Below are 23,147 nucleotides of genomic sequence, written 5' to 3'. Positions count from 1 at the left end.
ATCCTAACTGAAATTTATGGCATCCATTTCTATCTGCACATCTGGCATTTTAGCCAAATTTGCCGCTTTTATAAGCTCTTGATAGCTGTTTGATCTAACAAGTATCTCATATCTAAATTTGGAGGCAATATACTCTATCAAGGCCTTTCCATAGCCAATTATCTCAATATCTTTTAGAAATTTAATCCTCTCTATAACTTCATTTTGTATAGCTTGGGCTTTTTTGTCATTTTTGTTTGAGATGAGTATGCGAAGTAGCCTTTTAAATGGCGGATAAAGACCCACTCTAAATGGAAGTTCATCTTTTAAAAAGGCGTCATAATTTTGGATATAGAGGCTAAAAAACTCTTTGTGCAAAGTCTGAATAACAACCTTTCCATCGCCAACTCTTCCAGCTCTTCCAGCTAGCTGCATAGCAGTTGAAAGAGCTTTTTCTCTAGCTCTAAAATCAGCATATCCAAGATGTTCATCTAGACCAATTATTATGGCGAGTTTTACATTGTGATAATCATGACCTTTGCTTAACATCTGCGTTCCAACAAGAAGATCTATCTTTTTATCGTTAAACTCTCTCAATGTTTTTTCAAGTTTTTTTTGTGTAGTTATGGCATCTTTGTCAAATTTAGCAATATTTTTTGTAGGAAACGCTCTTTGGAGTATCGATAGAGCTTCGTTTGTGCCTATCTTTTTGGACTCTAAAGTGGTGCTGCCACATTTGCTGCATTTTACCTCTTTGTAGCAAGAGTAACCGCAATAGTGGCACTTTAGTAGATTTTTGTCACTATGAAGACTCATACCTACACTACAAAAAGGGCACTTTACTATGGTTTTGCACTCTTTGCAATAGAGATATTTGAAATTTGCTCTTGTTGGGATAAAAACTATGGCTTGATGACCTTTGCTAAAACAAATTTCAAGCTCTTTTTTTATAAGTGGCGAGATAGTTGGCTCGCACTCATCATAGATAAACTCCTTTTTACTCTCAAAATAGGTTCCTTTCATCCTAAATGTTGGCTGTTTGTAAATGGTGGTAAGTAGCGGAGTTGCAGAGCCTAAAACTGCGGGAATGTCTGCCTTTTGAGAGATAAAAAGTGCCAAGTCTTTTGCGTTATAACGCGGATTTTGCGAGGATTTATAACTATCGTCATGCTCTTCATCGACTATGATTAGACTAATATTGCTAAATGGCAAAAACAGAGCCGATCTAGCGCCAGCTATCAAAGAAATTTCACCACTTTCAAACCCTTCTAAAATGGAGCTCTTTTTGGCTTTTGTTATCTTTGAGTGCCAAATGGCAACTCTTTTTCCAAAGTAGTTTTTAAGTCTTTTTTGCATTTGCGGTGTAAGGGAGATTTCGGGCATTAAAAATAGCGCTTGAGAGCCACTTTCTAAAACATCGGCTATAAGTGAGATATAGACTTCGCTCTTGCCACTTCCAGTATCGCCAAAAAGTAGTGAAGCTCTGTTTTTGTTGCAAAAATCTTTTGCTCTTTGTTGAAGTGGGCTAAGAGTTGGCTTTTTTATATCATCTTTTTTTAAAATTGGCGGTAGTTTTTTGGTAGGAACTAAAAGACCATAAGCTATACCTAGCGAACAGACATAATAATATGAGATAAATTTTGCTAAATTTAGCTGATAATCTGTGTAAAAAAAGGGGCTTTTTGCTAAAATTTCTATAGTGTCAAAGGGGGGCTTTTGCGTCTTTTTTACAACTATAGCCTCTCTTTTTCGTCCCAAAACCAAAACTTCAACAATATCGTTTTTTTCTAGCCTTAAATTTGAGTGGTAGGTTAGAGTTTTTACCTCTAACCCTATAATGATAAGTTCATAATAACTCATCAATTACCGATTATGATTGCACAAATTTTGTTTGTGTTGTCGCAACTAAAAGTACCATCTTTGTCGTAGTAAAAATCAGCGCATTGGTTCTTTTTGATACAAGCTGTTGCAATAGTGCTTCTGTTTTCATCTCCATTGGTATCTGCAGTAGGAACTTTTTTCCAGCCAATTCCATTTGGTGCGGCTGTTAGTGACTTGCCCTCCAAAACATTGCCAAAACCGGCTTTTATCGTTGGTGCAGCTATATTTCCACTCATCAAATTTATACCTTTTTGCAAAGCGATTCCAGTTTGTATGGCTTGAACATCTGCTCTTAATTTAACAATTTGTGCATCGTCTCTACTTACAGCAAGTCTTGGTATGGCAACACTTGCTAAAATTCCCAAAATTACTATAACAAAAATCAACTCTATCATAGTAAAGCCCTTTTTTAAGCCCATGACAAATCCTTTGTGGTTGTGATAATATAATTGCTTATTATAGCAAAAATATTTTTCTATAGCACCTTAGCTATTGGTTTTGGAAATTTTAAAAGATCGCCATTTTTAAGTCCAAACTCCAAAACTCCCCTTTTTGCCACTATCAATATAGTTGAGCCAAGCTCAAAGTTGCCGATATGTTCGCCTCTTTTTAGAAAAATTCCATTGTAGTTATATGTAGCTTTACCTTTACTAGCATTTGTCTTTATGCGACTATCAAAGTCAAAGTTCATCTTACCGACATTGAGCGCTCCAACAAAGACAAGATAGAGCTCTTTTTGATTTTTCAGCCTACATTTTAAAATAACTCTCTCATTTTTGGCATATAGATTATCCACCTTTAAAAGTGCTTTTTTGCTCACACTATAGAGATCTGCTGGTATATAGCTACTCCACAAAACTTCAAGATCAAAAGGAGCGTGGTAGTGATGATAATCTTTTGGTGATAGATATATATTTAGATAGTCAAACTCCTCTTTTATCTCATCTAAAAAAAGATCACTCAAAGAGTAGGTTCTGTTTTTTATGCTAAATGCAACTCCATCTTTACTACTTCCAACATCAAAGCAAAGCCCATCACATGGTGCTATAAGTTCGTTTTGCTCCGCTTTTATGGTAGGAGTTGTTATGTAGCTTCGTGTAAATAGTTCGTTTAGACTTTTATACTCATTTAGCTCTTTAAAACCCTCCAAATTTATCTCAAAGTGCCTTACATACCAGCCATTTATGAAGTTTTGAAGAGGCGATATAAATTTAAATGCAGCAACCGCTCCAAATATCTTTGAAATTAAATTTCTCATATTACTCCTTAATTAATTTTAATAGGACTATCTCAGCAGGGGCCAAAACTCTAATCGGCGGCCCCCAAAAGCCAACTCCACTTGAGACATAAATTTGTTTAAACTCATCTCTATAGAGTCCATGAAGATATTTTTGATCCATCTTTACAAGTAGGCCAAAGGGGAAGATCTGCCCTGCGTGAGTATGGCCACATATGCAAAGATCGGCTTCATCTTTTATATTTCTTATGACATATTTTGGTTGGTGAGCTAGAAAGAGTGTCGGTTGGTCGCTTTTTTTGTCTTTTAAGATCTCATCTACGCTTTTGTTTTCATAGCCAAAACTGCTAGCTATAAGATCATTTGCACCAGCCAAATTTAGCCCTTCAAACTCTACCATCCTATCATCAAGCACAACTATACCGCTCTCTTTTAGCAGTTTTACAAGATCGGCCGCTCCTACAAAATACTCATGGTTGCCAGTTACAAAAAAGATTGGTTTTTTGATATTTTTTAGTGGCTCTATTAGCTTTTTTGCTCTCTTTGCATCCACGTCAAACATATCTCCAACTATTAAAAGTGCGTCATATTCAAGGCTGTTTATCTCCTCTACAACTCTTTGTAAAAACTCCTCTTTTAAGTATTCTCCAAGATGAAGATCTGAGATGATGGCAAAATTAAGCTCTTTTTTTAAGTTTTTCAAAACTACCTCAACCTCTTTTATAGTTGGTTTTTTGATGGCGTTGTAGATGCCTTTTAAAAAGTAGCTAAAGGCAAAAATCAAAAATGAGATATCCAAAATCGCCTTTAAACTTCTTCTACGCTCACTGCTAAATGGAATTTTTGTAGCCAAAAAGTCAAACGGACTATAAAAAATGGCAATAAAGAAAAAAGAGATGCTAAAAGCAAAGCAAAATATGGCAAAAGCATAAAGCCTCTCTTGCAAAAAGTAGTTTCTAAATGAGAAAAAATAGAGCACTTCAAAGATAGTTATAGTTATCAAAACAACGGCAACTACTAAGCTATAAGGCTTGAAAATCGACTTTGCAAAAACTGTGTAGATGTAGAGATTGATGGTGGATATCAGGAGTGAAGATATGACTGGAAAAAGCATCAATAAAATATTTTTAAAACTCATAAAAACCAACTAAAAATAGATAATTAGAGCTAAATTTCTCTAACTATCTATTGAAATTTAAGCTATTTTTTAAGACTATCTCTAATCTCTCTTAAGAGCAAAATCTCTTCGCTAGGCTCGGCAGGCTTTGGCTCTTCTTGCTTCTCTTCTTTGTGATTTAGCTTATTTATAGCCTTTATAGCGACAAATATACAAAAAGCGATAATTACAAAATCAACCACAACTTGGATAAAATTGCCATAGTTTATAGTAACAGCCGCCGCCCCATCACTAGCCTTTTTAAGCACTATTTTAAAATCTGTAAAGTTTATACCACCAGTTATCACTCCGATGATTGGCATAATGATATCTGCAACCAAAGAGCTAACTATCTTTCCAAAAGCTGTTCCTATAACAACACCCACTGCAAGGTCAATGACATTGCCACGCATAGCGAATTTTTTAAATTCACTCATAAATTTATTCATTTTTCACCTCTTTTATAAGTTATAATCTTTTGATATTACCAAATTTTGTTAAATTTCTTATAACTTTTAATCGCTATAATGCAAGATTTAAAAAGGAGATATTATGTATCGTTTTGCCCCATCACCAACAGGTGATATGCATATTGGAAATTTAAGAGCTGCGCTTATTAACTATCTTTGTTCGTTGCAAGATAAAAGTGGCTTCAATCTACGCATTGAAGATACCGACAAAGAGCGCAACATTGAGGGAAAAGAGGAAGAGATTATAGAAATTTTAAAGATTTTTGGTATTAAGTGGGATAATTTTTACTACCAGAGCAAAAATCTTAAATTTCATAGAGATTTTGCAAATAGATTGTTGCTTCAAAAAAAGGCATTTTGTTGCTTTTGCACGCAAGAGGAGATAGAGAGAAAAAAAGAGCTTGCCAAAAAAGAGCAAAAGCCCTATAGATATGATGATACCTGCTTAAATTTAAGCGATGAAGAGGTGCTTGGCTCTCAAAAACCCTTTGTCATCCGCATAAAACGTCCAGATAGGGCGCTTAGTTTTGTTGATGAGATAAAGGGCGAGATAACTTTTGAGCCAGAAAACTTAGATAGCTTTGTCATAATGCGAGCCGACAAAACTCCTACCTACAACTTTGCCTGCGCTATAGATGATATGCTTCAAGGTGTTACTTTTGTAATTCGTGGTGAAGATCATGTAAGCAACACGCCAAAACAGGAGTGGATAAGAGAGCAGCTTGGATATAGTGGCAAGATATCCTATGCGCATCTTCCAATCATACTAAACGAAGATGGCAAAAAGATGAGCAAAAGAGATGATAGTTCCTCTGTTAAGTGGTTGCTAGATCAAGGTTATTTGCCAAAAACTATAGCCAACTATCTCTTGCTTCTTGGCAACAAAACGCCAAAAGAGATTTTTACTTTGCAAGAGGCAACCGAGTGGTTTAGCCTTAAAAATATCTCAAAAAGTCCAGCTAAATTTAGCCTTGAAAAGTTATCTCAACTAAACAGAGAACATATAAAAATTGCTAGCGATGAAGAGCTTAGCACCTTTTTTAAACTAGACAAAAAGTTTGCGCCACTTATTCGGTTTTATACTCAAGAGGCAAGTCTTATTCCTGATATCAAGGAAAAGATAGTTCAAATTTATTCAAAAAAGAGCTTTAGCGAGTATGAAAATGAGATAAAAATCCTAAAAGAGGCGATTTTGAGTTTGGATAGTTTTGAGAGTTTTGATGAGTTTAAAAGTGCTTTGATGAGTAAAACTGCCCTTAAGGGCAAGAGCTTTTTTATGCCACTTAGACTGCTTATTACAGGCACAACTCATGGTCCAGAGCTTAGCGAGCTTTACTGCTTCATAAAAGATGATTTAAAGGAGATTGTAAATTTATGATATGGTTGTTTTTAAACTCAATTCTCTATATTTGTCACATTTTGATTACTATTTATACCTGGATTGTAATCATCGCTTGCGTTCTTAGTTTTGTCAATCCAGATCCATATAACAAGCTAGTAATCGCCATCTACAGGCTAACAGCGCCCGCTTTTAACTTAGTAAGAAGAGTGTTGCCGATGAGTTTTGGTGGCTTTGATTTTTCGCCAATTGTCATCATTTTGTCTCTGCAATTTTTGGATAGTTTTGTTTTGTGGAGTATGCGTTGAGAGCAAAAATTCTACTCTTTTTATCACTACCATTTTTGTTAAATGCCGCTCTTTTGCCCTATGATGAGCTTATGAAAAAACCTAGATCTTTGGCAAAGGATTACTATATCTACCGACTTTTAGATGAGAGCGAAAATCTTAGTGGCGAACAGATAAAGGCACTAGAGGGGGAGATATTTAGAAGAACTAACAAAATCACAAAGAAATTTGATGAGTTTTTAGAGCCTGATTTGTTGGATGATAACTGTAGCTTTGTAACTACGCAAAATATTTTAGAAGTTGATGAGAGTTGTCAAAAAAGTAGAATGGAGATCTGGTTTATAAGGGATTTAGATAACAAAACAAGAGCTTTGCTTGCCAAGAAATTTAAAGACAATCTCCAGATAAACAATCTTCTTTTGGGCTTTAACGAGGATAATCCCGCAAAATACTTTGCAAAAAGCAACAATGTAAAAAATTTTTATCTCTACTTTCTTAGCCTAAAGAGCGATGAGCAAGAGGATAAATTTAACTTCGCGCTTTCAAAAGAGTTTGCCTCAAATTTGGTGCAAGAGTGGTGGTTTGGCTCTTTTGTGGCAGATTTGACCATAGGAAAGCGACTAAAAAAATTAAGCAGCTCTTTGCTTTTGATAGATAAAGAGCTTTTAAAGCCAAAAGATGCCTTTATGCTTGGAGTAAATGCAGTTGTTCTAAACAAAAAAAAGAGAGCAAAAGAGCTATTTTTAAGGGCAAGCGACTCTGATGTGGCTATCCAAAAAGACAATGCCATCTTTTGGCTCTATCTTCTTTCAAAAGATAAGAGCTATTTAGAAACTTTATCAAAAAGTAGCAACATAAATATCTACTCACTCTATGCAAAAGAGCTTTTAAAGAGCTTTAACATAACAGTTGTAGTACCAAATCCTACACAAAACAAAGTGCCAAACTACAACAACAAAGATCCATTTGACTGGGTAAATTTAAAAGCCAAAGTTGATAGTGCTGATGATGAGCTTTTAAGGAAGCTAAAAGAGAAGTTTTATACAAAAGAGACAGTTGGAGAGTATACCTACATCTCCAATAAACTTGAAAGATATACAAACAACTACTATCCAATGCCATTTAAAGAGATTTTAGATGAGTTTAGTCTTGAGAGAAAAGCACTTATCTTTGCCATAGCAAGGCAGGAGAGCTTTTTTATCTCAAGTGCTATCTCTACCTCTTATGCGCTTGGGATGATGCAGTTTATGCCATTTGTTGCAAAAGATATCGCCGCAAAAGAGCAGATGAAAAACTTTGATAGCGATGATATGTTTAACCCAATAGTTGCCTACAATTTTGCAAATATTCATCTTGACTATCTAAATAGCTATCTTTTGCACCCAGTTTTTGTGGCATATGCATATAATGGCGGCATTGGCTTTACAAAAAGAATGCTTTTAAAAGGCGATCTTTTCAATAGTGGCGAGTATGAGCCATTTTTATCAATGGAGCTAGTCCCATATGCAGAGAGCAGGGATTATGGCAAAAGAGTTCTTGCAAATTATATTATTTATTTGGAAATTCTATCGAAGGAGTCCAATACATCGATCGTGGAACTTTTACAAAATCTAACTTCACCTCTTTTAAGTGATCGGTTTCGTAGCTTAGAGTAAGTATTTTGCTCTCAACTGACTCTGTTGTTATCTCATAGTAGTTGGCCCAAGGGACCTGTATTGGCAAGAGCTTTATAAGAGGGTCTTTTTCATCAAGCTTTTTAGCGGTTGCTTTTTTGCCATTTATCTTTATGCTATCAAGCTTGATTGTTTCATTTAGTGGATATGAACTCAAAATAAACCACTCAAGACCAGAGTTTGCAAATTTGGCATAGGCGGGATTTAGATAGGTTCCAACGGCAAAAACTCTCAAATTGCCCTCTATAAACTCAGCGTTTTTCGTATAGGAGAGAAGTTCATATTTGATTTTTTCAACTTCACTCTCTTTTTTTGCACATCCAAAAAACAGTACCACTATAGCAGCGATAAAAACAGCTCTCATACTCTCTCTTTTTTATTTGGGATTTTATCTAAATTTAGATAAAAATAGGCAAATTTAGTATTTTTGAAACTCTACTTTGTTATAATTAAAGCTATTTTACATTTGAGGAAGAGATGAAACAGATCGCAGTTGCATTTTCAGGACCATCAAATTCAGGCAAGACAACTCTTATAGTAAAGATAACAAAAAGCCTTATTGAGAGAGGTTTTAGAGTAGTTGTTTTAAAGCACGACCCAAAAGATAAGGGCAAATTTGACATAGAGGGCAAAGATAGCTTTAAATTTAGCCAGGCAGGAGCAGATGTTGTAGTTGCAAGCCCAAGCCAAACAACCTATTTTTGTAAAAACAGAAAAGAAAAAGAGCTAGATGAGATTGTTGGGATGGTTGGAGAGTTTGACTACTTGTTGGTTGAAGGACTTAAAACTCTAAATTTGCCCAGAATTTCACTCTTTAAAGGGAGTGTAGATGAGAGCTATCTTAACTACTCAGATGCTATTGCTACAGATGAGCTGTCCTACCAAACAAAGCTGCCACACTTTAGAAGAGATGATGTAGAGGCGATTATTTCATGGATAGATAAAAATGGCAAAAAAATCAAGGAGAAAAGAGCGTGAAAGAGATAGTAAAAGCGATAGAAAAGATTGCTATAAAGATAGCAGAAGAGGTCAAATTTGCAGACTTTGGATATAGCGATCAGACCAATGAAACGGGCGATAAACAGCTAAAATTGGATATTAGATGTGACAAGATAGTAGAAGAGGAGTTTTTGAAAGTTCCAACTATCAAAGCTTTGATTAGCGAAGAGAAAAAAGAGGAGCTCATCATAAACAAAGAGGCAAAATACATAGTAGCTTACGATCCATTAGATGGCTCAAGTCTTGTAGATGTAAATTTTGCAATAGGCACCATCTTTGGTATCTATGAAGATGAGGTAACGCCGTCAAATTTAAAAGGTGCGGTATATGCTCTCTATGGACCGCGTGTTGAGCTGGTTGTTTGCATAGATAGACCGGTTTTATATAGACTTGGCAAAGACATGAAATTTAAAGAGGCCTTTGAGATAACTCTTAAAGAAAAGGGCAAGCTAAATGCCTCTGGTGCTACACAAAAAGGTTGGAGTAATAAGCATAGAGCGCTTATTAGGTCACTTTTTGATGAGGGATACCGCCTAAGATATAGCGGCGCAATGGTTGCAGATCTTCATCAAATCTTACTAAAGGGCGGCGGACTTTTTAGTTATCCAGCAACTACCGACGCACCAAATGCAAAGCTTAGAGTTGTTTTTGAAGTGCTTCCATTTGCCTATATTTTTGAAAGAGCGGGTGGGGCTACTACAGATGGAGAGAGCAAAACTCTTTTTGATATCAAAATCTCTAAGATTCATCAAACTTCGCCATGTTTTTTTGGCTCACGCTATGAGATAGAAAAGACGCGAGAGTTTTATAGAGAGTAACAATGGATAGTTTTGAGAAAAAATTAGAAGAAGAGAGTGCAAAGTTAAAGTCTTGCCAAAAAGAGCACAATCTTTTAAGTTGCTATAAGTGCGATGAGCTGTTGGATTGCAAAGTAAGAGATGACTATGTAGATGCCGTTTATAAGAGCATGTCTAAGGGCAAGGCGGGCGAATTTAATTTTAAAGGTGGAGAATGAAAAGATATATTACTACGCCAATTTACTATGTAAATGATGTTGCGCATATTGGTCATGCATATACGACCATCATTGCAGATACTATGGCTAGATTTTATAGACTAAAGGGCGATGAGGTCTTTTTTTTGACAGGGACTGATGAACATGGGCAAAAGATACAAGATGCTGCCAAAAAAAATGGTTTTACTCCAAAAGAGTATTCCGATAAGATAAGTATGAAATTTAGGAAGTTGTGGGACGATTTTGATATAAGCTATGACAAATTTATAAGAACAACTGATGAAGAGCACTGTCTTAGTGTGCAAAAATGTTTTTTGAAGATGTTAGAAAAGGGCGACATCTACAAGGGCAAATATGAGGGAAGCTACTGTGTAAGTTGTGAGTCTTTTTATACAGAAAATCAACTAGTGGCTGATGATTGTTGTCCAGATTGTGGCAAAAAAACAACTATAGTAAAAGAGGAGAGCTACTTTTTTAAGCTTTCAAAATATCAAGATAGGCTTCTTAAATGGTATGAAGAAAACGACGACTGCATCATCCCAAAATCCAAAAAAAATGAGATAGTAAATTTTGTAAGTGGCGGACTAAAGGATCTCTCTATCACAAGAACTAGCTTTGACTGGGGTATTAAACTACCAAAAGAGCTAAATGAGCCAAAACATGTCATCTATGTTTGGCTTGATGCACTCATCAACTACATAACAGCGCTTGGCTATGCAAAAGATGGTAAAGATATGGACTTTTGGCAGGATGCAACTCATCTAGTTGGTAAAGATATTCTTCGTTTTCACGCAGTCTATTGGCCAGCATTTTTGATGAGTTTAGATCTTCCTTTACCGCGTAAAATAGCAGCTCATGGTTGGTGGACTAGAGATGGCAAAAAGATGAGTAAATCTTTGGGAAATGTAATTGATCCGTTGCAGATAGCAAATGCTTATGGGGTTGATGAGTTTAGATACTTTATCTTAAGAGAGGTGCCATTTGGGCAAGATGGCGACTTTTCACAAAAGGCCTTTATAAACCGCATAAATGGCGAACTTTGCAACGATCTTGGCAACCTTTTAAATAGAATTGTTGGAATGAGTAGCAAATACTCCAACTATCAAATTTCAAGTAGCGATGTAGCTAAATTTTATAAAGATGAGTTAGATGAGGCAAAAGTGGCTGTTGATGAGGCTTTGAGTGTGATTGATGACTTTATGACCAACAGATATCTTGACGTTATTTGGAAGGTGCTTCATATTGCAAATTTATCCATAGCAAAGTATGAGCCATGGAAACTGATAAAAGAGGGCAGAGCTAAAGAGGCAAATGCCTTAGTTGGGCTCGTTGCAAACCTACTTGCAAAGGCTACTATCTTGCTATCACCTGTTATGCCTACAAAAGCCAAAGAGATATCACACTCACTTGGATTTTGCATAGATACCAAAAACTATCAAAAGCTCATAGAAAAATGGGAACTTGTAGACTTTGTTAGCACGCCTACAGAGCCGCTTTTCTCCAAAGTTGAAAAAGAGCTTATCCAAACTGCACCTATCGTAGAGGAGAGACCAAAAGAGGAGTTTATAAAGATAGATGAGTTTAAAAAGGTTGTTATGAAGATTGGCACTGTGCTTGAGTGTGAAAATGTAAAAGATAGCGATAGGCTGCTTAAATTTAGTGTTGATGTTGGCGAAGAGAGACCAAGAACAATCATCTCAGGACTTAGCAAGTATTATGAGCCAAAAACTCTTGCTGGAAAGCAGGTCTGTGTAGTTTGCAACCTAAAGCCAGCAAAGATATTTGGCAATTTGAGCGAAGGTATGATTCTTACGGCAGATGATGGCTCTTTGGCACTTTTGAGTGTGGATAAGAGTGTAAAAAATGGCGCAACTATTTCCTAAACTTATGACTGTAGAAAACCTCTCGCGGTTAGTTGGCTCTAAACTATCCAAAACACCAAAAATAGCGGCTATTGAGGGGTTTTGCTTCAATCCAAAAAAGGTTAAAAATGCAGATGCCTTTATAGCGCTAGATACTTTGAAAGAAGATATCGATGAGGCCATTGCAAATGGTGCTTATGCTGTGATTTTTGATGATGATATCAAGATGACAAATGATGAGATTGCCTATATAAAAGTTAGCGATATAAAAAGAGCCATTTACCGACTTATAAACTACTTTATCGTTTCAAAAAATATCACCATCTACTCTGTAGATCCACTTCAAGAGGCGATTTTAGACTATTTGGGAGTTGGGGCGCTTTTAAAAGAGTCAAATTTAGAAAAGAGCTTTTTTAAAATTTATGATGGGGAGAGTGATACCAAATTTGTAGCAGCAAAAGAGTTTGCCGCCAAGCTTAGCAAACAGAGCTCTTTTGTTGTTTCTGCTCTATCACAAGAGCCAACTTTGTTTAGTTATGGACTTTTTTACTCTAAATTTGGCTATGAAGACAGACTCTATGAACTTGCCTTTCCAAGAGTTTTTTTAAAAGAGCTTTGTGAGCTGCTCTCTTTTTTGGATAGAGAAGAGCTTTCATATCGACTCACAAAAAGGCCATTTGACCATTTTAAACCACTTTTTCTAAATCAAAACTATGAGCCGATAGATTTTGGAGAGAGTAGGAGAGTTTTTATAATTGAAAGTGATCCATTTATCTTTGAAAGAGCGGCACTTTTTCTAAGAAAAATCTTCCCAAACTCTAGCTATTTGGCAGCGCCACTCTACTATCAAAATAGACTTAAGGCGGATATGTATTATTACAATATAAAAGAGCTTGAGATACGTGCTAATGACTTTTATCTACTTATTTTAGGCGATATGGAGGAGATCTTAAAAAAGCTCTCCCCGCAAAAGAGCAGTAACAGACTCTTTTAGCCACTTAAATTTCAGATTGTTTTATACATTAAACCTAAAGTGCATGACATCGCCATCATTTACAATGTAGTCTTTGCCCTCAAGTCGCATCTTACCAGCCTCTTTTGCGCCATTTTCACCGCCAAATTTGACAAAATCATCATATGAGATAACTTCAGCTCTTATAAAGCCTCTCTCAAAATCATTGTGTATCACACTTGCTGCTTTTGGTGCTTTCCAGCCATTAGTTATGGTCCAGGCTCTCACCTCAACAACTCCAGCTGTAAAATAGCTTATGAGATTTAGTTTTTTAAATGAGGTTCTTATAATATGCTCTAGTCCGCTCTCATTGGCACCCAAGGCTTGCAACATCTCTTTTGACTCATCATCGCTAAGCCCTACAAGCTCCTCTTCTATCTTTGCACAAAGTTTTATAACTTCATGGTCGCTCTCTTTGGCAAACTCTTTTAGGGCTTTTACATATTTATTGTCGCTTTCAATGCCTGCTTCATCTACATTTGCACCATAAATGACCTCTTTTGCAGAGAGCAATCTAAGCTCTTTGTTTAGCTCTATAAAAAACTCATCATCTCTTTCTTCAAAGCTACTTGCACTTTTGCCCTCATTTAGATGATTTAGGAGTTTTGTTGCTATTGCAAGAGTCTCTTTTGCTCCCTTTTGGTTGCCTTTTGCCTCTCTTTCAAGACGCTCTATTTTTCTACTAAGTTGCTCGATATCGGCTAAGATAAGCTCTGTGTTTATGATCTCAACATCTCTTATGGGATCTACTTTGCCCTCAACATGAGTGATATTTTCATCATCAAAGCAACGCACAATATGCAGTATGACTTGTGTCTCTCTTATGTTTGATAAAAACTTATTGCCAAGTCCCTCGCCCTTACTAGCGCCCTTTACAAGCCCTGCAATATCGACAAATTCGATAGTTGAGTATTGAATTTTGTTGGGCTTTACAATATCTGCCAAATTTAAGATTCGCTTGTCTGGCACCGGCACTATGGCTCTATTTGGCTCAATGGTACAAAATGGATAGTTTTGCGCTTGAGCATTTTGAGTTTTGGTAAGTGCATTAAAGGTGGTTGATTTGCCAACGTTTGGAAGTCCTACTATACCAACTGCTAAAGACATCAAAGCTCCTTTTTAAGTTCATCCAAAAAGTAAAGGCAAGCTCTAACTCCAGCACCACTTGCACCAAAGCTGTTATATCCCCAAGCCTTTTCAAGATAGGCAGGACCTGCTATATCAAGGTGAATCCAGCAATCTTTATACTCTTTTTTGATAAACCGCTCAAGAAAAAGCCCCGCTGTAATAGCGCCACCATAGCTACTGCTTGAAGTGTTGCTAATGTCTGCTACATTGCTTTTTATTAGCTCTTTTAGGTATGGATTGAACTCCAAAATGGTATATAGCTCGCCGCTATCTTTGCTAAGAGCTTTAAATTTCTCCTTTAGCTTTGCATTGTTTCCCATAATACCGGCTGTATATTCTCCAAGTCCAACAACGCAAGCACCCGTTAGAGTTGCTAAATCTATCAATATATCTGGTTTAAAGTCTTGCGCATAACTCAGACAATCAGCTAGTACCAGCCGTCCTTCAGCGTCGGTATTTCTAACCTCTATAGTTGTTTTGCTTCTAGAGATAAGCACATCATCAGGCTTATATGAGTTGCCGCCTATCATATTTTCAGTTGCACCAAGTATGGCATGTATCTCAAATGGAAGTTTGAGCTTGCAAGCACCCTCAACAATCGCCATCGCAGCCATAGCACCACTTTTATCACTCTTCATAGTAACCATATAGTTGCTAGGCTTTAGGCTAAGTCCGCCACTATCGTAAGTTAGCCCCTTGCCAACAAAAATAACTCTTTTTTTAGCCTCTTTTGGTTTGTAGATAAGGTGGATGAGGTAAGGAGGGTTAGCCGATGAGCGATTGACCGCCAAAAAGGCATTCATATTCTCTTTTTGTAAAAACTCCTTATCATGTATCACACACTCAATCTCTTTATATCTTTTGGCAACCTCTTTGGCATCGTTAGCCATTTTTTCAGGTGTGTAGCTGTTTGGAATCTCATTTACTCTATCTTTTGCAAAATTTGCGCTACTTGCCATAATCTCGCCTTTTTTAAGGGCAGCTTTTGCCATTTTGCTATCTATTGCTCTGTTGTTAAACTCATCTTTGCAAATATAGATATTGCTCAAATTTAGCTTGCTTTTTTCACTTTTATAAAGATCAAACTCATATGTACCAAATAGCGCTCCCTCGGCATATGCTACAAAAGTTAGCTCATCTTGCTCTGTAAGATAGGAGTGTATTTTGAAGCTTTTGATTTTTAAGTTTTTTAGTGCCTTTATCGCCTTAAATACTCCAACTCTAATAGAGTCCAAATTTAGCTCCTCTAGCGCGATATAGAGTCTTTTTTTCTCAACTAAAAGCAGATTGGGGTTTTTTAAATCTTGGCATAACTTAAAATCATCTTTGTCTATAAATCTATGAGATAGGTCCTCTTTTATAACAAATATCACCTCAAAATCGGCCTTAACCTTATCAAAACTCTCATCTATATAATCAATTTTTATCATCTCTTTCCTTTCTTTTTGTTAATATATTTTTTTCAATTCTTTTAAAAATGTAGATAATAGTTCCCAAAAATAGCACAATAAGTGGCACTGCGATGTACCAATGTCGCTCAATAATAGCAACTAGCTGCCAAATTTCATCTCCAAAATACCAGGCCAAAAGTATTGTCTTTGTAGCCCAGGCAAATGAGCTAACTAAATTTATAATGGCAAATTTCTTCGCATCATATCTAGTAACGCCAATACTCATAGGAATGATTGTCCTAAAACCATACATATATCTTTGCACAAAGATTATTGGCCAACCATATTTTTGAAGTAGTAGATGTGCAATGGCAAATTTTTGTCTTTGTTTGGCTAGTTTTTTGTTGATATAACCTTTGCTATAGCGCCCAATGTAGAAGTTTAGCTGATCTCCCAAAAAGGCGCCAAAGCTTGCAAAAAGTATAATAAGTCCCAAATTTACATAGCCCTCATGTGCAAAAATCCCGCCCAAAATAAGTGCTAACTCGCCCTCAATTACGCACCAAACAAATATAATAATATAGGCATATTGTTGATAGTTATTTAAAAAATCTCTTAAAAATTCCTGCATCTTACAGCTCTAACACACTATAGACTTTTGTAAGTTTCTCTATCTCTTTTGCTCCATTAAGCTCTTTTAAATTTATGATAAAGCAAGCCTCTACGCACTCCGCACCAATCTCTTTTATTACCTCAACACTAGCTTTTGCAGTTCCACCAGTTGCTATTAGGTCATCTATTAGCAAAACTTTGGCTCCCTTTTTGCCCCTAAAGGCGTCAAGATGAATCTCTATCTCATCAAAGCCATACTCAAGTGAGTATTTTTTAGAGATTGTTGTAAATGGAAGTTTTTTTGGCTTTCTAATGGGAACAAAGGGTAAATTTAGCCTAGCACAAAGCGCACCAGCAAAGATAAAGCCTCTACTTTCAATGCCACAAATAAAGTCGATATCTCTCTTTTTGTAGCGTCTTTCTAAGTGGTCAAGCAGTAGCACAAAGGACTCTTTGTTGTTTAAAAGTGTGGTGATATCTCGAAAGATTATGCCAGGTCTTGGAAAATTTTCAATCGCTCTTATGGAATTTAAAAGCAGCTCTTTTTCATTTGGCTTTCGCTCCATTATCTATCCTTTCTTGTTTTGCATCTCTAGTCTGTTTATCGCTATTTTAAGACTCTCTTTTAGAGTTTGGATATCGTTATTTGCGCTATTTAGGCTCTTTTTTAACTCTAAATTTTTCTTATGGATAGTTATGATATAAAATATCAAAAGCACAATAACTAGTGACAAAATAAGATCAAATGCTAACATCTACTCTCCTTTTAACTTATCAACTCTTCTTTGATGGCGACCTCCCAAAAAATCGCTTTCAAAAAAGAGCTTAGTCATCTTTAAAATCTCTTCAATGCTACTTAATCGCTCGCCAAAGGCAATGACATTGGCATTGTTATGCTCTCTTGCAAGTCTTGCGTGATCACAGGTTGTTGCAAGGCCGCATCGTATATCTTTGTTGCGATTAGCAGCGATACTCATACCAATCCCACTTCCACAAACTAGCACTCCATAAAAGTCACTATCTTTTTGGACATTTTGGCAAACTTCCCTTGCAAAATCAGGATAATCAACACTAACCTCGCTACTATTGGTTCCACAATCAACAACCTCATAGCCAAGAGCCAAAAGTAGCTTTTTAATCTCCTCTTTTGCCACAAATCCAGCGTGATCGCTTCCTACAAATATTTTTTTTACAGTCATTTTTATCCTTTATGGTTGATCATAGATAAATCTCTCATCATTTTGCAAAGTCTCTACAAAACGTCCAACTCTCTCCCATCTTATCTCTTTGTTTGAATTCCAACTAAAATAGACAAACCACGGCTTTCCAACTATAAATTTATACTCCACGCTTCCCCAAAATCTACTATCATTTGAGTTATTTCTGTTATCGCCTACCATGAAAAACTCGCCCTCTGGCACCTTTGTATAAAAGGCATTGAACTCTAGCTCTTTATAAGTTGGAAACTCCTTTAGAAGTATTGGCTTCATCGCTATCTCATAGCCATTTTTTCTTATAAAAATTTCTCTATTTAGAGTTGCTAAAGCAGCTTGCTCAAAGGCATCTTTTGTAGCTATATATCTTATCCCCTTAAACTCATAGGGCTCTTTTACAAATAGCTTGCCATCGATGGTTGCTAGCTTTTCTTTGGGATAGTTTTGGGTTATAAATTTATCGCCCTCATGTGGTCTTAAAAACATGCTATTTTGCATAAAGATAACCTCATCGCCACCAACTGCAAAGTTTCTTTTCACAAAGTGAATTTTTGGAGCTTTTGGATTTCTAAAGACAACTATTTCACCTCTTTGGGGCATTTTGCCACGAATAAGATGTCCATCGCCTCTAAAATCAGGAAAAACTTTTATCTCAAGCCACGGTAAGTGTGGCGTAGGAATCCCATAGCTATACTTTTTAACAAAGAGATGATCGCCTATAAGAAGTGTATTTTTCATAGAGCCACTTGGGATAACAAAGGCTTGCGCTACAAAAAAGATGATAAACAAAACTATTACAATAGTTCCTGTCCAAGTTCCTGAAAAGTGATAAATCCTACTAAAAAAGTTTTTCATCATCTCTATCTTTTTTGGTGGAAATCTTTAGCGGCTTTTAGTGTGTTTGAAAGTAGCATTGCTATAGTCATTGGTCCAACGCCACCTGGCACTGGAGTGATGAAACTACATTTTTTGCTAACTGCCTCAAAATCCACATCGCCTACTAATTTGCCGCTCTCTAGTCTATTGATACCAACATCAACTACAACTGCGCCATCTTTTACCATATCGGCTGTCAAAAAGCCCGGTTTGCCAATAGCAACTACTACGATATCTGCTCTTTTGGTGACCTCTTTTAAGTTTTTTGTCCTGCTATGAGTTATGGTAGGAGTTGCATTTGCATTTAGCATTAAGTTTGCCATCGGTTTTCCAACAATGGAGCTTCGTCCAACAACGCAGACCTCTTTTCCGCTAACTTCTATCCCATACTCTTTTAAAAGTCTCATTATGCCAAGTGGAGTGCAAGGGACAAATCCATCAATACCAAGTAGTAGTCTTCCTACATTTATTGGATGAAAGCCATCAACATCTTTGGCTGGATCTATAGCAAGCAAAATTTCATAAGTATCTATTTGTTTTGGAAGTGGAAGTTGAACTAAGATACCATGAACCTCATCGTCACTGTTTAGCTTTTTTATAAGTTTTAGTAGCTCATCTTTGGTTGTATCTTTTGGAAGTCTATAGACAAAAGAGCCCATAGAGCAAGCCTTGCAAGCCTTTTCTTTGGAGGCGACATAGGTCATACTTGCCTTGTCTTCACCTACCAAAATAACTGCAAGTGTTGGTTTTGTACCAAGGGTGGTTAGCTTTTCGCTCTCTATTTTGACCTCATTTTTAACTTTTTTAGATATCTCTTTACCATCTATTATCTGCATAAAAGAACCTTTTTTGTAAATTGTAAATAACTATGTATGATAACTAATTTTTGATTAAACTAATATTTTTTATTGCTTTTTTCAGATATATTTCAACCAATTAGAGATAAATTTAGAGCTGTTTTATTAAATTTATCCACTTTCAAAGGAAATTCAGGTGATAGAGTATCTTTTTTTGGGCTGTTTTGTTGGCGTTTGTGCAGGAATGTTTGGGATTGGGGGAGGTGGCATTATGGTGCCAGTATTTACTATGATATTTTTAGAAAACTCAGTTAATGAGCCCCTTCATTTAGCTCTTGGAAGCAGTATGTGTGCCATCATCATTACCTCATTTTCAAGTTTTAAAGCACACAACAAAAATCACGCAGTTAGATGGGATATATTTAAATTTATGGCGCCAGGTGTTGTTGTAGGAACTATGAGTAGCGCATTTGTAGCTTCGATTATACCGGCTTTTTATCTAGCTTTGATATTTAGTCTTTATATGTTTATTCAAGCTCTAAGAATGTTTTTTGCAACTGTTACAACAAAGGCTTCTAAAGTCTATAAAAGGGGCGTGCAGTTTATCGCAGGTGCTATTATAGGAGCAGTTTCAGCAATCGTTTCTATTGGTGGCGGCAGTCTTAGCGTGCCATATGTTGCATCTCAAGGAGTTGATATCAAAAAGGCCATTGGAACTTCGGCAGCTATTGGCTTTCCGCTCTCTATAGCTGGGACTTTTGGCTACATAATAAGCGGTTGGCAAAATACAGATATCGCCAACTTTATAGTTGGATATGTAAATTTAAAGGCAGTTTTTTTTACAACTATTACTAGCTTTTTGTTTGCCCCTCTTGGTGTAAAGATAGTTCATCACATCAAGTCAAGTATCGTTAGGAAGATTTTTGGAGTCTTTTTGTTTGCTTTGAGTATAAATATGTTTCTTAAATTTATCTAGTTTTGGCATATTTAGAGTTTGAAATTTAGCATAAATTGAGATTATAGATGCCACATAGCTTTTGCAAAAAAGACAACTATTATGCATAAGATGAGAGCTATTTGGTGTGAAAATTTGCCAAATGGATCTGGCTTTTTTAAAACTGCTACAAAATAGACCGATACAAATGTTATAAGGCACATAAAGATAATTGTTAATATCTTTAAGCTTAAAAATATTTGAAATTTAGAGTTAAAAAAGCCCTTTGAGATGCCGATATATCTTGATGAGAGCCATATTCCACTAGCTAACAATACCAAAAATATCACTCCAAAGACTATGCCACTTCCTTTTGTGTAGGCTTTTTTAACAGCTATGTAGAGTTTTTCATCAATTTTTTGTTTTGCAAAGGGATAGATTATCACATCAAAAAAGAGATAGCCTATAAAAAATATAGCAGACAAAAGATGGATAAATAAAACTAACAGATACATCTCTATCCTTGTTGAAATTTAGGGTGATTTTAATCTTTTTTATCTTTAAATAGTCTAAATTTGAAATTTAAAACAGAGTGATAGTTGGCTTTTGCTCGCCAACTATCTAACTTAGCCAAAAAGGCGGTAAAAATCATCAAGTATGACTGACTTTGGATCTAGCGTATCTTTATAAAATGGCTTAAAGTATTTGTTATATAGCTCTTGAAAAAAGCCCTCTTTACTAAGCTCTATCATCGCCTTGTTTAGCTCATCTAACAAACCTTTATTGCTAATGGATACAGCAGGTGTGATGTATTGGTTTTGACCAAGAGTTGCAAAGGGTTCGATAACCTTAACATCGTCATCTGTGATACAAAAAGAGAGAATTATGAGGTTGTCATTTATGTAGTAGTCGCCCAGACCATCTTTTAGCATAGCATAACCCTCCATATTGGAGCCGCTATAGACGATAGAAGATGATGGCAAGTTTTTTCTAACATAGCTTTCACCGTGGCTTCCAGCAATGACTATTGCAGTTTTATCTACTAAATCTTTTAGTCCGCCAACTGTGCTATCTTTTTTAGTCATTATTGCTTGAGGAACTTGCAAATATGGCATAGCAAAGGCAAACTCTTTTAGATATTCTTCTGTTTTGGAAATCATTGCGATGACGACATCAACTTTGTTTTCTTTAAGAAGTGTGACTCTTTCTTGTGGAGAACTTATCGGAACTACGACCATTTTTCCATTTGGAAGAATTCTCTCTTGGAGTTTTTTTGCAAGATCGGCTTCAAAACCTACATATTCGTTGCCTTGTAGAGTTGAAAATGGCATTAAATCTTTCCACAAGCCTACTCTTATCTCATTTGCACTTTTAATCTCATCAATTGAATTTGCAACCAATAACGAACCAATCATCAAAATAAGTAGAATTCTTTTCATAAAACAATCCTTTGCTCTATCAGTTTTGCTATATTCTATCTTAAAAAGCTTAACTTAAAGAAAAAATTTAAATTTATCTTTGCATAAATTTAGCCTAAAAAGGAGTTCAAATTTAACAAAATTTCTATAAATTTGCTATTTTTATCATTAAATTTAAAGAGCTATTATATAAATTTAACTCCATAAATTTAAGATTGTTAGGTTATAATTTGGGTATTTATTTGTGGAGTGGCTGTTGATTAGAGTCTTGTTATCGCTATTTTTTTTCTCTTTAGTTTTTGCAGATAACTTTATTACAAAGTTTGAGTATGGAACTATGCTTTATAAAAATCCCCGTGGGATTGGCTGTCATGGCTGTCATGGCAAATTTGGCGAGGGCGGAGTGATAGCTACATATAAAGATGTAGGAAAGATAGTTGAGCTAAAGGCGCCACCAATTAGAGGGCTAACTCCTCAAAAGTTGGCAGACGGGATCTATAAAGCAGCAGATATTATGCCGCAATATTTTTTAACAGCAGATGAGATTTTGGCTATATATAGCTATTTAGAAGAGATTAACAAAAGGAGAGAGAATGACAAACGATGAACTATTTATGATAGCAAAAAAGCTTATACCTGGTGGAGTAAATTCGCCAGTTAGGGCATTTGGCAATGTAGGCAGCAGACCATTTTTTACAAACTATGGAAAGGGCGCTTATCTAATAGACATTGAGGGCAACAGATATCTTGACTTTGTGCAGAGTTGGGGCCCGCTTATCTTTGGGCATTGTGATGAAGATATAGAAGAAGCAGTTATAAAAAGTGTTAAAAAGGGGCTTAGTTTTGGAACATCATCGCCACTTGAAGAAAAACTTGCCAAACTTATACTAGATGACTATGATTTTTTGGATATGATTCGCTTTGTAAATAGCGGCACAGAGGCTACAATGAGCGCTATTAGAGTTGCTAGAGGCTATAGTAAAAAAGATGGCATTATTAAGTTTGAAGGCTGCTATCATGGACATAGTGACGCACTTTTAGTAAAGGCTGGAAGTGGTGCTACAACCTTTGGAAGTGCAAGTAGTAGCGGAGTGCCAAAAGAGGCTGTTGCTAAGACCTTTTTGGCTATCTATAATGATATTGAAAGTGTAGAAAATATAGTAAAAAACAATGAGATAGGCGCCATTATCATAGAGCCAATTGCTGGCAATATGGGACTAGTTCCTGCTAAAAAAGAGTTTTTGATAGCACTTAGAGAGCTTTGTGATAGAGAAAATATAGTGCTAATTTTTGATGAGGTGATGAGCGGATATAGGGCAAGTAGGCTTGGTGCTTATGGTATTTATGGCATAAAATCCGATATGGTTACCTTTGGCAAGGTGATAGGTGGCGGACTCAATGCTGCGGCATTTGCTGGCAAAAAGGAGATTATGGAGTGTGTTAGTCCGCTTGGCTCAGTCTATCAAGCAGGCACACTCAGTGGCAATCCTGTAGCTATGTCAGCTGGTATCGCCTCGCTAACAAAGATTGCAAAGAGTAAAAATCTCTACCAAAATTTAGAAGCACTTGCCAAAAAACTAACCGATGGCTTTAAAGAGATCTCATCTAAAAAGGGAGTTGCTATACAGACTTGCTATGTTGGCTCTATGTTTGGGTACTTTTTTACAGACAGAAAGGTCCAAAACTATGCAGACGCGCTTACAAGTGATACCAAATTTTTTGCTAAGTTTTATAACAAGATCTTAAAAGAGGGGGTCTTTTTGGCACCTAGTCAGTTTGAAACAGGCTTTATCTGCTCTGTTATGGGCGATAAAGAGATTGATTTTGCACTGGATAAATTTAAAAAAGCGATAAATAGCATTTAGAG

27 protein-coding genes are annotated in these 23,147 nt (G+C 36.2%); 11 read left to right on the top strand and 16 right to left on the bottom strand.

What is annotated here, in order from left to right:
- Positions 1-3 precede the first annotated feature (3 nt).
- The 5 genes from Q0X52_RS04230 to mscL all read right to left on the bottom strand — a co-directional run bounded on the left by Q0X52_RS04230 (position 4) and on the right by mscL (position 4,702).
- Positions 4-1,839, bottom strand: coding sequence for a primosomal protein N' (locus Q0X52_RS04230; protein ID WP_297575313.1), 1,836 nt, complete (start codon positions 1,837-1,839; stop codon positions 4-6).
- Positions 1,839-2,279: a type II secretion system protein gene (locus Q0X52_RS04225; protein WP_297575311.1), complete on the bottom strand. Its 441-nt coding sequence runs from the start codon at positions 2,277-2,279 to the stop codon at positions 1,839-1,841. Before Q0X52_RS04225 ends, Q0X52_RS04230 begins: the two co-directional genes overlap by 1 nt.
- Positions 2,280-2,335: 56 nt before the next feature.
- Positions 2,336-3,118: a phosphatidylserine decarboxylase gene (locus Q0X52_RS04220; protein ID WP_297575309.1), complete on the bottom strand. Its 783-nt coding sequence runs from the start codon at positions 3,116-3,118 to the stop codon at positions 2,336-2,338.
- A 1-nt stretch (position 3,119) separates the two neighbouring features.
- Positions 3,120-4,235 (bottom strand): metallophosphoesterase, encoded by a 1,116-nt coding sequence (locus Q0X52_RS04215; protein WP_297575307.1) that lies wholly within the window; start codon positions 4,233-4,235, stop codon positions 3,120-3,122.
- Positions 4,236-4,297: 62 nt separating this feature from the next.
- Positions 4,298-4,702 carry a large-conductance mechanosensitive channel protein MscL gene (gene mscL / locus Q0X52_RS04210; protein ID WP_297575306.1) on the bottom strand — a complete coding sequence of 135 codons (405 nt, stop codon included), beginning with the start codon at positions 4,700-4,702 and terminating at the stop codon, positions 4,298-4,300.
- A 103-nt stretch (positions 4,703-4,805) separates the two neighbouring features.
- Here mscL and gltX point away from each other — a divergent pair, with 103 nt between their 5' ends.
- The 3 genes from gltX to Q0X52_RS04195 are packed head-to-tail and all read left to right on the top strand — an operon-like array spanning position 4,806 to position 8,004.
- Positions 4,806-6,101 carry a glutamate--tRNA ligase gene (gene gltX, locus Q0X52_RS04205; protein ID WP_297575305.1) on the top strand — a complete coding sequence of 432 codons (1,296 nt, stop codon included), beginning with the start codon at positions 4,806-4,808 and terminating at the stop codon, positions 6,099-6,101.
- Entirely contained in the window at positions 6,098-6,370 is a 273-nt protein-coding gene (locus tag Q0X52_RS04200) for a YggT family protein (protein WP_297575303.1), read from the top strand. Before gltX ends, Q0X52_RS04200 begins: the two co-directional genes overlap by 4 nt.
- Positions 6,367-8,004: a lytic transglycosylase domain-containing protein gene (locus Q0X52_RS04195; protein WP_297575301.1), complete on the top strand. Its 1,638-nt coding sequence runs from the start codon at positions 6,367-6,369 to the stop codon at positions 8,002-8,004. Before Q0X52_RS04200 ends, Q0X52_RS04195 begins: the two co-directional genes overlap by 4 nt.
- Here the strand turns inward: Q0X52_RS04195 and Q0X52_RS04190 are convergent.
- The gene (locus Q0X52_RS04190) at positions 7,898-8,386 is read right to left on the bottom strand and encodes a hypothetical protein (protein ID WP_297575299.1); all 489 of its coding nucleotides are present in this window, start codon (positions 8,384-8,386) and stop codon (positions 7,898-7,900) included. The genes Q0X52_RS04195 and Q0X52_RS04190 overlap by 107 nt on opposite strands.
- A 113-nt stretch (positions 8,387-8,499) precedes the next feature.
- Here Q0X52_RS04190 and mobB point away from each other — a divergent pair, with 113 nt between their 5' ends.
- The 5 genes from mobB to Q0X52_RS04165 are packed head-to-tail and all read left to right on the top strand — an operon-like array spanning position 8,500 to position 12,892.
- The gene (gene mobB / locus Q0X52_RS04185; RefSeq protein WP_297575297.1) at positions 8,500-9,000 is read left to right on the top strand and encodes a molybdopterin-guanine dinucleotide biosynthesis protein B; all 501 of its coding nucleotides are present in this window, start codon (positions 8,500-8,502) and stop codon (positions 8,998-9,000) included.
- Positions 8,997-9,839 (top strand): class 1 fructose-bisphosphatase, encoded by an 843-nt coding sequence (locus tag Q0X52_RS04180; protein ID WP_297575295.1) that lies wholly within the window; start codon positions 8,997-8,999, stop codon positions 9,837-9,839. The genes mobB and Q0X52_RS04180 overlap by 4 nt, the downstream gene beginning before the upstream one ends.
- Before the next feature lie 2 nt (positions 9,840-9,841).
- Positions 9,842-10,036: a hypothetical protein gene (locus Q0X52_RS04175; RefSeq protein WP_297575293.1), complete on the top strand. Its 195-nt coding sequence runs from the start codon at positions 9,842-9,844 to the stop codon at positions 10,034-10,036.
- On the top strand, positions 10,033-11,919 hold the full coding sequence (gene metG, locus Q0X52_RS04170; protein ID WP_297575291.1) for a methionine--tRNA ligase: 1,887 nt from the start codon (positions 10,033-10,035) through the stop codon (positions 11,917-11,919). Before Q0X52_RS04175 ends, metG begins: the two co-directional genes overlap by 4 nt.
- Positions 11,900-12,892 carry a hypothetical protein gene (locus tag Q0X52_RS04165; RefSeq protein ID WP_297575289.1) on the top strand — a complete coding sequence of 331 codons (993 nt, stop codon included), beginning with the start codon at positions 11,900-11,902 and terminating at the stop codon, positions 12,890-12,892. The genes metG and Q0X52_RS04165 overlap by 20 nt, the downstream gene beginning before the upstream one ends.
- Before the next feature lie 21 nt (positions 12,893-12,913).
- Here Q0X52_RS04165 and ychF read toward each other — a convergent pair whose 3' ends face one another.
- Genes ychF through folD form a run of 8 tightly spaced genes read right to left on the bottom strand, consistent with a single transcriptional unit; the run spans position 12,914 to position 18,967 of the window.
- Complete coding sequence (gene ychF / locus Q0X52_RS04160) at positions 12,914-14,017, bottom strand: redox-regulated ATPase YchF (RefSeq protein WP_297575287.1); 1,104 nt, start codon at positions 14,015-14,017, stop codon at positions 12,914-12,916.
- Positions 14,017-15,468: a leucyl aminopeptidase gene (locus Q0X52_RS04155; protein WP_297575285.1), complete on the bottom strand. Its 1,452-nt coding sequence runs from the start codon at positions 15,466-15,468 to the stop codon at positions 14,017-14,019. Before Q0X52_RS04155 ends, ychF begins: the two co-directional genes overlap by 1 nt.
- Positions 15,455-16,060, bottom strand: coding sequence for a DedA family protein (locus Q0X52_RS04150; protein ID WP_297575283.1), 606 nt, complete (start codon positions 16,058-16,060; stop codon positions 15,455-15,457). Before Q0X52_RS04150 ends, Q0X52_RS04155 begins: the two co-directional genes overlap by 14 nt.
- Before the next feature lies 1 nt (position 16,061).
- Positions 16,062-16,607: an adenine phosphoribosyltransferase gene (gene apt, locus Q0X52_RS04145; protein WP_297575281.1), complete on the bottom strand. Its 546-nt coding sequence runs from the start codon at positions 16,605-16,607 to the stop codon at positions 16,062-16,064.
- A gap of 3 nt (positions 16,608-16,610) precedes the next feature.
- Positions 16,611-16,796, bottom strand: a complete 186-nt coding sequence (locus tag Q0X52_RS04140) for a hypothetical protein (protein WP_297575279.1) — start codon at positions 16,794-16,796, stop codon at positions 16,611-16,613.
- Positions 16,797-17,240, bottom strand: coding sequence for a ribose 5-phosphate isomerase B (rpiB, locus tag Q0X52_RS04135; protein ID WP_297575277.1), 444 nt, complete (start codon positions 17,238-17,240; stop codon positions 16,797-16,799).
- 9 nt (positions 17,241-17,249) lie between these two features.
- Positions 17,250-18,110: a signal peptidase I gene (gene lepB, locus Q0X52_RS04130; RefSeq protein ID WP_297575275.1), complete on the bottom strand. Its 861-nt coding sequence runs from the start codon at positions 18,108-18,110 to the stop codon at positions 17,250-17,252.
- Between the two features lie 5 nt (positions 18,111-18,115).
- Positions 18,116-18,967, bottom strand: a complete 852-nt coding sequence (gene folD / locus Q0X52_RS04125; protein ID WP_297575273.1) for a bifunctional methylenetetrahydrofolate dehydrogenase/methenyltetrahydrofolate cyclohydrolase FolD — start codon at positions 18,965-18,967, stop codon at positions 18,116-18,118.
- A gap of 157 nt (positions 18,968-19,124) precedes the next feature.
- Between folD and Q0X52_RS04120 the strand changes: the two genes are divergently transcribed.
- Complete coding sequence (locus tag Q0X52_RS04120; RefSeq protein ID WP_297575271.1) at positions 19,125-19,904, top strand: sulfite exporter TauE/SafE family protein; 780 nt, start codon at positions 19,125-19,127, stop codon at positions 19,902-19,904.
- 41 nt (positions 19,905-19,945) lie between these two features.
- On the opposite strand, the gene Q0X52_RS04115 is transcribed toward Q0X52_RS04120, so the two are convergent.
- Both Q0X52_RS04115 and Q0X52_RS04110 read right to left on the bottom strand, forming a co-directional pair.
- Entirely contained in the window at positions 19,946-20,377 is a 432-nt protein-coding gene (locus Q0X52_RS04115) for a trehalose-6-phosphate synthase (RefSeq protein WP_297575269.1), read from the bottom strand.
- Between the two features lie 111 nt (positions 20,378-20,488).
- Positions 20,489-21,301 (bottom strand): transporter substrate-binding domain-containing protein, encoded by an 813-nt coding sequence (locus Q0X52_RS04110; RefSeq protein ID WP_297575267.1) that lies wholly within the window; start codon positions 21,299-21,301, stop codon positions 20,489-20,491.
- A gap of 235 nt (positions 21,302-21,536) precedes the next feature.
- On the opposite strand from Q0X52_RS04110, the gene Q0X52_RS04105 reads away from it, so the two are divergent.
- Complete coding sequence (locus Q0X52_RS04105) at positions 21,537-21,887, top strand: cytochrome C oxidase subunit III (protein WP_297575265.1); 351 nt, start codon at positions 21,537-21,539, stop codon at positions 21,885-21,887.
- Positions 21,874-23,145: a glutamate-1-semialdehyde 2,1-aminomutase gene (gene hemL, locus Q0X52_RS04100; RefSeq protein WP_297575263.1), complete on the top strand. Its 1,272-nt coding sequence runs from the start codon at positions 21,874-21,876 to the stop codon at positions 23,143-23,145. The genes Q0X52_RS04105 and hemL overlap by 14 nt, the downstream gene beginning before the upstream one ends.
- Positions 23,146-23,147 lie beyond the last annotated feature (2 nt).

Source organism: uncultured Campylobacter sp., from assembly GCF_947255105.1.
In the GTDB taxonomy this organism is placed as follows: domain Bacteria; phylum Campylobacterota; class Campylobacteria; order Campylobacterales; family Campylobacteraceae; genus Campylobacter_B.
Note: the sequence above shows the minus strand (reverse complement) of the source record. Positions and strands in the feature narration are given on the sequence as shown.